Genomic DNA, 7,033 nt, shown 5'->3' on the forward strand with positions numbered 1-7,033 from the left:
AGCGTTAGATTTATTGGGAGTTTCCCTGATTTGTACCCAGTAACGGGGCGGCGGAAATTCTCTTAATCCCTTCTACAGCACAGGTTATGGCCTTTTGTCAACGGGGAAGTCCAGTTATTGGAGACGCATAATGAAGGTCGCGTATAACAACCCCACTGCAGCGGATTGCTAAAAGGTATTTCTGAAGCTAAAAAAATTATTTGTATTGCGATCGCAATCTTGTAGGGTGCGTTCCCTAATGCAAGTCCTACCGATCCAGCGATCGATTTTGGGGAACGCACCATGCTCATGGATTGAAACTGTGAGTCTAAGCCGCGGGGGTTGGATTGAGCGAAACAATACTGGAGCGAAAATAGCTCAATTCGCTTGAAAAAGCGCAACCCAACCCCCCCAAAGGTTACTCTTTGTTGGGTTTCCTTGGGTCAACCCAACCTAAAATAATTGCTGCTCTATTGATCGCCCATTTTCAGACCAAAACTGGAAGTATAAGCAGATTAAATATTACTACCTATTGACAAATTAGTATTTTATGTTACAGAGCGGGGTGATATGCAGAAAGTTGACCCATATCGTTACTCTGGAGAGTGTTGTGCCGAAAGTTGACCTATAATATATAGTTAGGTCGCTTAGTATTTGAGTCATCACTATGTATGCCTAAACTAACGCTTCAAGTCCGAACCCATGACAACTTGTTAGAACTACTCGCTCAATCTGAATCGGGAGCTTGTCTGTATGGATATCGCGGCTACACTAAATGAAATTACAAATTTAAGTGTTGAGGATAGAATCCTTCTGGTTCAAGCGATTTGGGACAGTATTGCAGTGGAACAGGTGTATCCTGATTTAACCGAGGCGCAAAAACACGAACTCGATCAGCGGATTGAGGGTCATAATAATAATCCCGATAACGTCCTCACCTGGGAAGAGATGAAAGCATCAGTCAGAAAGCAAGCATGAAGTATGTACTGGTATTTCGTCCAGAAGTCCGTGACGACCTCAGGGATGCCTATGATTGGTATGAGAGTCAACAAGCTGGTTTGGGTGATGAATTTATTGATTGTGTAGATGACTTACTCAATCAGATCGGCATGATGCCAGAGTCTTATGCAATCGTTTATCTGGACATTCGACGAGCAGTCATCAGACGATTCCCATATGCTGTCTACTATCGAGTGATTTCAAGTCGGGTCGTTGTGACCGCGATTTTTCATGGTCGGCGTGATCCAAAGTCATGGCGATCGCGAACCTAACAACCCCAATGCACCCGACCATTGAGGTTATTGGTTAGTGCGATGCCGAAGGCACTGCGTAGCAGGGCGCATCGCTTCGTGGGTTGGGTTGAGCGAAACAATACTGGGGCAAAAATAGCTCAATTCGCTTGAAAAAGCGCAACCCAACCACCCCAAAGGTTACTCTTTGTTGGGTTTCCTTGGGTTAACCCAACCTAAAATAATTGCTGCTCTATCGATCGCCCATTTTCAGACCAAAACTCGAAGTATAAGCAGATTAAATATTACTACCTATTGACAAATTAGTATATATGTTGTAGGACGGGGTAATATACAGAAAGTTGACCCATATCGTTACTCTGGAGACTGTTATGCAGAAAGTTTTCGTATAATATGTAGTTAGGCACAATAAAATAAGCTATTTAAATATGTTCGTTAAATAAGTACATGAATATTAATATATCCATCATCGACCAACGCTTAGTATCAGTTAGCAAAGACATTCGTCAAAAAGCTTCTGAAGAACTACGAATCACAGATGAAGGCCGGCTTAAGTCTTTGGCTTTTGTATATCTGTGCGTTAAAACCATTTTAGATTTAGATGGAGATGATGTTTTTGATTGCTTAACAGAAGGAGGTGGTGACTTTGGAGTAGATGCTATACATATCTCAGAAGAATATGACGGTGAATTTACAGTTAGTTTATTTCAGGCAAAATATAAGAACAACCTAGAAGGAAACTCTAACTTTCCTGAAGAAGGTATAAAAAGTTTAATAAACGCAATTAATTACTTATTTAATCCAGCAGCCAAACTAGAACATATTAATCAACGACTGCTTGTGAAAGTGGAAGAAGCTCGTAGCCGAATCCGGGATGGCTATATTCCCCAAGTTCGGACAATAGCTTGCAACAATGGGCTGAAATGGAATTTATCTGCTCAAGAGGCTATTGATCGTGCTGAGTTTGGAGATCAGGTGACATGGGAATATGTTAATCACGAGCGTTTAGTCAAAATTCTTCAAGCTTCTAAACCCGTAAAAGATACTTTGCAGCTAAGTGGCAAAGCTATTGTGGAAGATATGGAGTTTAGCCGAGTACTGTTGGGTAGAATTTCGGTGACAGAAATTGCCACACTTATAGAGCGACATGGAGAACGTTTATTAGAGCGCAATATTCGTCGCTACTTGGGTTTACAAGGAAATCGCGTAAATGAGGGTATCCGTCATACTTTAACTAGCGATGAAAAAAACAATTTTTACTTTTATAATAACGGGGTCACGTTGATTTGTGATAGTTTCTCATACAACGCATTGCAAGATGGCGATTACAAAGTGCGTGTTGAGAATTTACAAATCATTAACGGTGGTCAAACGTGTATGACCATATTTAAAACCTTGCGAGAACCAGATTTAATTCATCAAAATGCCCAAGCTTTTGTTCTTTTAAGACTCTATGAATTGCCTCGTGAAAATGAAGGTTTAGTTCAAAGAATTACCTACGCAACCAATAGCCAAAATCCAGTAGATCTCAAAGATTTACGTGCTAATGATGAGCGCCAGAAAATATTGGAAAAGGATATTGAGCAATTAGGATTTAACTACAGGACTAAACGTTCCAATACTCCTACTCGCTCTGCTGATATTACTTCAGGAGTAGCTGCTGAGGCAGTATTATCCGTTTGGCGAAGAAAACCTCATCAAGCAAAGTTTTTCTCTCGTGAACATTTTGGGAAACTGTATGATACAATCTTTACTGATCAATTAAATGGAGCGCAAATCGTAATAGCTGTTCAGCTTTACAGAATTGCAGAAAACCGCCGCAAAAGACCTGAGTCTACTGACCCAGATTTTGTCCGCTATGCTTCATGCTTTATTGCAATGCAGATGGGACAAAAACTTTTGGCTGATATGAAAGTTCAGATGAAAGACATTAGTCATCAAAATTTTCAATCAGCCCAAATGCTTATTGATCAAAATGGGGAGAGTTACTTTAATGCTTCATTACAGGATATTAAACAGGCACTTCAGGATCTTTATGGAGAACAAGAGATTTCCTTGCAGCAGCTATCTGCAACATTTCGACGTGGTGATTTAATAAGTAGACTTCAATGAATCAAATCGGTTCAATAATTCGACTTCTTTTCTTGCAAACTCGCTTAACCTAACTTCACCGTTAGCTGAAATATTGGTGAATTTTCAAAGTTGCCTGTTGCTGTGTAACTTCACAGATTAATATAGTGCGATGCCAAAGGCACTGCGTAGCAGAGCGCAATCTTGTAGGGTGCGTTCCCTAATGCAACTTCTACCGCTCCAGCGATCGATTTTGGGGAACGCACCATGCTCATTGATTGAAACTGTGAGTCTTAAGTGCGATGCCGCTCTTGTGGATTTAGTTGGGGAATGTTAGCGAAGATTGCCAATGTTGAGGTTAAAATAGAGGGGCAAAAGTGGCAACGGGGTCAGGACAATGACAGTTAATCAACTCCGCTACAGCAAAGAAGAATTCGCTCGACGTGGTAATGAGATTTATCAATCTCAGGTGCGCCCCCAAGTCGAGGAAGGCAATCATGGGAAGATTGTAGCCATAGATATCGAAACAGGTGCTTTTGAGCTTGCCAATGACACAATAACTGCTTCTAATCGATTGCTTGAACGAAACCCTGATGCTCAAATCTGGCGTGTCCGAATTGGACATAAAGGCGTTCACCGCTTTGGCTTAAGTCGTCTGCTTTAACTTTATGATGAACGGAATTGTTGATCAAAACTGCGAGGCAACGCTTCGGTTAGTCGTAAGCAATGAGAGTAAACAGAGGCAAGTAATTGATGCTGTTATTGATACAGGGTTCACAGGCTTTTTGACCTTACCTCTGACAGTAATCAATTATCATTAAGAAAACGCCGGATCGTTAACCTAACAGAATTAACCCCACAATCCCACCCGAAAAGCTTGAAAAACAGGGAACCGGTTATGCCAACCACCTACAATTGCGATTTAATTCTCTGGGCCCGGGATACGGCTCAACTTTTGCGGGAACAACGCTGGGATGCCATTGACTGGGAGCATTTAATCGAGGAAATCGAGGATTTGGGGAAAAGTGAACGCAGTGCGATTGGTTCTCAAATGGAGCGAATTTTGCTTCATCTGCTCAAGTGGCAATATCAACCCCAACGGCACTCCGATAGTTGGCTGGATTCCATCAATGATGGGCGATCGCAAATTCGTCGCAAATTAGAGGATAGTCCCAGTTTACGCGGTTATCCCGCGCAAATTTTGGATAAGGAATATACCAGAGCGCGTCGAGAAGCCGCCAGACAAACGGGTTTAATCCTTAGCATTTTTCCCGAGTTTTGTCCCTATACTATCGCGCAGGTGATCGAAGATTGGTGGCCCCGGTGATAGCCCGGATTGAAGGTTAAATAATCCTAAATCTGGTTATTAAAGACTGATTATTTATTCTCCCTTTTGCATGAGTGCCTTTTGTCTGTCTTGATATGTAGCCTATACTCAACGGATTTAGTATAAGTTGTTCCCCATCTCTCGATCGCTTGACTATTGATCGCCCATTTTCAGACCAAAACTCGAAGTATAAGCAGATTAAATATTACTACCTATTGACAAATTAGTATATGTGTTGTAAGACCGGGTGACATACAGAAAGTTGACCCATATCTTTGCTCTGGACAGTGTTGTGCAGAAAGTTGACCTATAATATGTAGTTATACCGATTAGAGCCATGACCAGAGAAAGCCAAAAACTTTACGAGCTAAACGTAGTCAAGCTATTTCGTGATGCAGGAGGATTGAGCCACTACGCAGAACTGCACGTGCCAGATCACCTGGAAAGACCCGATATCATAGCAAGAATTGATTCTATTACGATTGGAATCGAAATCAGGAATCTATTCAATGACGAGAAAGAGGGGTCTGGCAGTCGCGACCGTAAGCGTCGTGGCATATATGAATCTGTAGTTAAAACTTGTTCCCACATTCATTCAAGGCGTAGCGACAAATGGATTGATGTCCAGGTATCCTTTAGCAGTTATCGTGATGCTGACCTGATCGCAAGGCGAGAAAGAAAAATAGCTGAGATGCTAGTGAAATTGGTTGAGAAGTATGATCCTAAAATTGGAGATTATTTCACCTTGTGTGCTGAAAAGTTGTGGGGGCCGGATTGGCCTGAAGAAATCGACTATGTTCGCGTAATGCGACTTGAAGGGGATCACCCCCCTCATTGGAGTTACACATATAGCTTTTGGGTCGGTGAAACAACAGACGAACTAATACAGAATGCGCTTGACGACAAAGAACGGAATATTCTGAAATGGCGTGATGGATTTGATGAGGCATTGCTTTTACTTGTCTTAGATGGCAGCGTCGGCGCAAGTATGCTTCGCCCGCATGAGCAGTTGATGAATAATGAGTATCTAAGCTCTTTTGATCGAGCCTGCGTCATGGAGTTCGATGGGAAGAGTTACAGAGAACTGCGTCTGCGAAGAGCTAAGGTATAACGCACTGCGATCGCAATCTTGTAGGGTGCGTTCCCTAAAACAACTTCTACCGCTTCAGCGATCAATTTTGGGGAACGCACCATGCACATTGATTGAAACTGTGAGTCTAAGTGCGATGCAGCCTTTGTGGTCCCAGTTGAGAAATGTTAGCGAAGATTGCCAATGTTTAGGTTAAAATAGAGGGGCAAAAGTGGCAACGGGGTCAGGACAATGACAGTTAATCAACTCCGCTACAGCAAAGAAGAATTCGCCCGACGTGGTAAAGAGATTTATCAATCTCAGGTGCGCCCCCAAGTCGAGGAAGGCAATCATGGGAAGATTGTAGCCATAGATATCGAAACAGGGGCTTTTGAAGTAGCAAAAGACAGCCTCACAGCTTCCGATCAACTTTTAGCCCGATTGACCGATGCTCAAATTTGGTTCGTAAGAATCGGACATCGAGCAGTTCATCGAGTCGGTTTGATTGGGGCAAATTTATTTCAATGATTAATCAACTCTACGCTTGTTTTTGCACAATCTTCTCACTCAATTCTAGGAAGGTGGGACAATATTGGATTAATTACTAATAACTTAATATCTTATAGAGTTTTTCAAAAAGCGTGAGTTGGGTCAATGATCAGGAAACCTAACTATTTTCTAACCAAACGATTAGGAAACAGTTATGTTATGATTTTCAGAGTAAGCCGGAGATGATAAGACACCATGAAAAATCGCATCTTTACTGTTATTTTGTACAAAGAAGATAATATGTACATTGCTGAATGTCCAGAAGTTGGCACAGTAGATCAAGGAGAAACAATTGAGCAGGCGATTGCTGGATTGAAAGAAGCCACACGGCTTTACCTAGAGGAATTTACCTTACCAGAAACATCCCCTAGATTTGTGACCAGTATTGAGGTTAGTTATGCCTAAGCTGCCACGAATCTCTAGTGGGGAGGCAATTAGATGTCTTGAACGCTTAGGCTTCGAGCAAGTTCGTCAAACAGGTAGCCATGTTGTGATGAAGAAAGAAACCGAAGAGGGCAAAATTGGCTGTGTTGTCCCTTTACATCAGGAATTGAAGGTTGGTACATTAAGTGGAATTCTGAAACAAGCCCAAGTCACAGTTGAAGAGTTCATTGAAAATCTGTAGAGTCTGACAAATCACTGCACTCGACGTGATACCAAATACCAAAAGTATTTAGGGTTTGCTGAAAAAGTCATTGAAAAGTACAGGTCTCTTAATCAATGATTTCACTTAGCTACAAGCATAAGCTTTAGTTGTTGATTAATTTTTAAGTCATAACTTATCCTAAT

9 protein-coding genes and 1 pseudogene are annotated in these 7,033 nt (G+C 41.7%); all 10 read left to right on the forward strand.

Translation table 11 applies throughout. The features are described from left to right. Window positions 1–732 precede the first annotated feature (732 nt). The 10 genes and pseudogenes from EWV60_RS21875 (at window position 733) to EWV60_RS21920 (ending at window position 6,869) form a co-directional block, all read left to right on the forward strand. Window positions 733–957 (forward strand): addiction module protein, encoded by a 225-nt coding sequence (locus tag EWV60_RS21875; protein ID WP_287234727.1) that lies wholly within the window; start codon window positions 733–735, stop codon window positions 955–957. Beyond that, window positions 954–1,250 (forward strand): type II toxin-antitoxin system RelE/ParE family toxin, encoded by a 297-nt coding sequence (locus EWV60_RS21880; RefSeq protein ID WP_008199612.1) that lies wholly within the window; start codon window positions 954–956, stop codon window positions 1,248–1,250. The genes EWV60_RS21875 and EWV60_RS21880 overlap by 4 nt, the downstream gene beginning before the upstream one ends. 426 nt (window positions 1,251–1,676) lie before the next feature. Then, window positions 1,677–3,341, forward strand: a complete 1,665-nt coding sequence (locus tag EWV60_RS21885; protein ID WP_287234731.1) for an AIPR family protein — start codon at window positions 1,677–1,679, stop codon at window positions 3,339–3,341. Between the two features lie 355 nt (window positions 3,342–3,696). Then, complete coding sequence (locus EWV60_RS21890) at window positions 3,697–3,963, forward strand: hypothetical protein (RefSeq protein ID WP_287234734.1); 267 nt, start codon at window positions 3,697–3,699, stop codon at window positions 3,961–3,963. Window positions 3,964–3,967: 4 nt separating this feature from the next. After that, window positions 3,968–4,108, forward strand: a pseudogene (locus tag EWV60_RS21895) (clan AA aspartic protease); the annotation flags it as partial. A gap of 89 nt (window positions 4,109–4,197) precedes the next feature. Further along, entirely contained in the window at window positions 4,198–4,626 is a 429-nt protein-coding gene (locus EWV60_RS21900) for a DUF29 domain-containing protein (protein ID WP_287234736.1), read from the forward strand. Between the two features lie 337 nt (window positions 4,627–4,963). Further along, window positions 4,964–5,737, forward strand: a complete 774-nt coding sequence (locus EWV60_RS21905) for a hypothetical protein (RefSeq protein ID WP_287234738.1) — start codon at window positions 4,964–4,966, stop codon at window positions 5,735–5,737. A 210-nt stretch (window positions 5,738–5,947) separates the two neighbouring features. Further along, a complete protein-coding gene (locus tag EWV60_RS21910) occupies window positions 5,948–6,223 on the forward strand; it encodes a hypothetical protein (RefSeq protein ID WP_147072884.1) in 276 nt (91 codons plus the stop codon). Between the two features lie 216 nt (window positions 6,224–6,439). Next, the gene (locus EWV60_RS21915) at window positions 6,440–6,649 is read left to right on the forward strand and encodes a type II toxin-antitoxin system HicB family antitoxin (protein WP_002734849.1); all 210 of its coding nucleotides are present in this window, start codon (window positions 6,440–6,442) and stop codon (window positions 6,647–6,649) included. Next, window positions 6,642–6,869, forward strand: coding sequence for a type II toxin-antitoxin system HicA family toxin (locus EWV60_RS21920; protein ID WP_123231136.1), 228 nt, complete (start codon window positions 6,642–6,644; stop codon window positions 6,867–6,869). The genes EWV60_RS21915 and EWV60_RS21920 overlap by 8 nt, the downstream gene beginning before the upstream one ends. The last annotated feature ends 164 nt before the right edge of the window (window positions 6,870–7,033 follow it).

It is taken from the genome of Microcystis sp. Msp_OC_L_20101000_S702, from assembly GCF_007095705.1.
Taxonomy (GTDB): Bacteria; Cyanobacteriota; Cyanobacteriia; order Cyanobacteriales; family Microcystaceae; genus Microcystis; species Microcystis ichthyoblabe_A.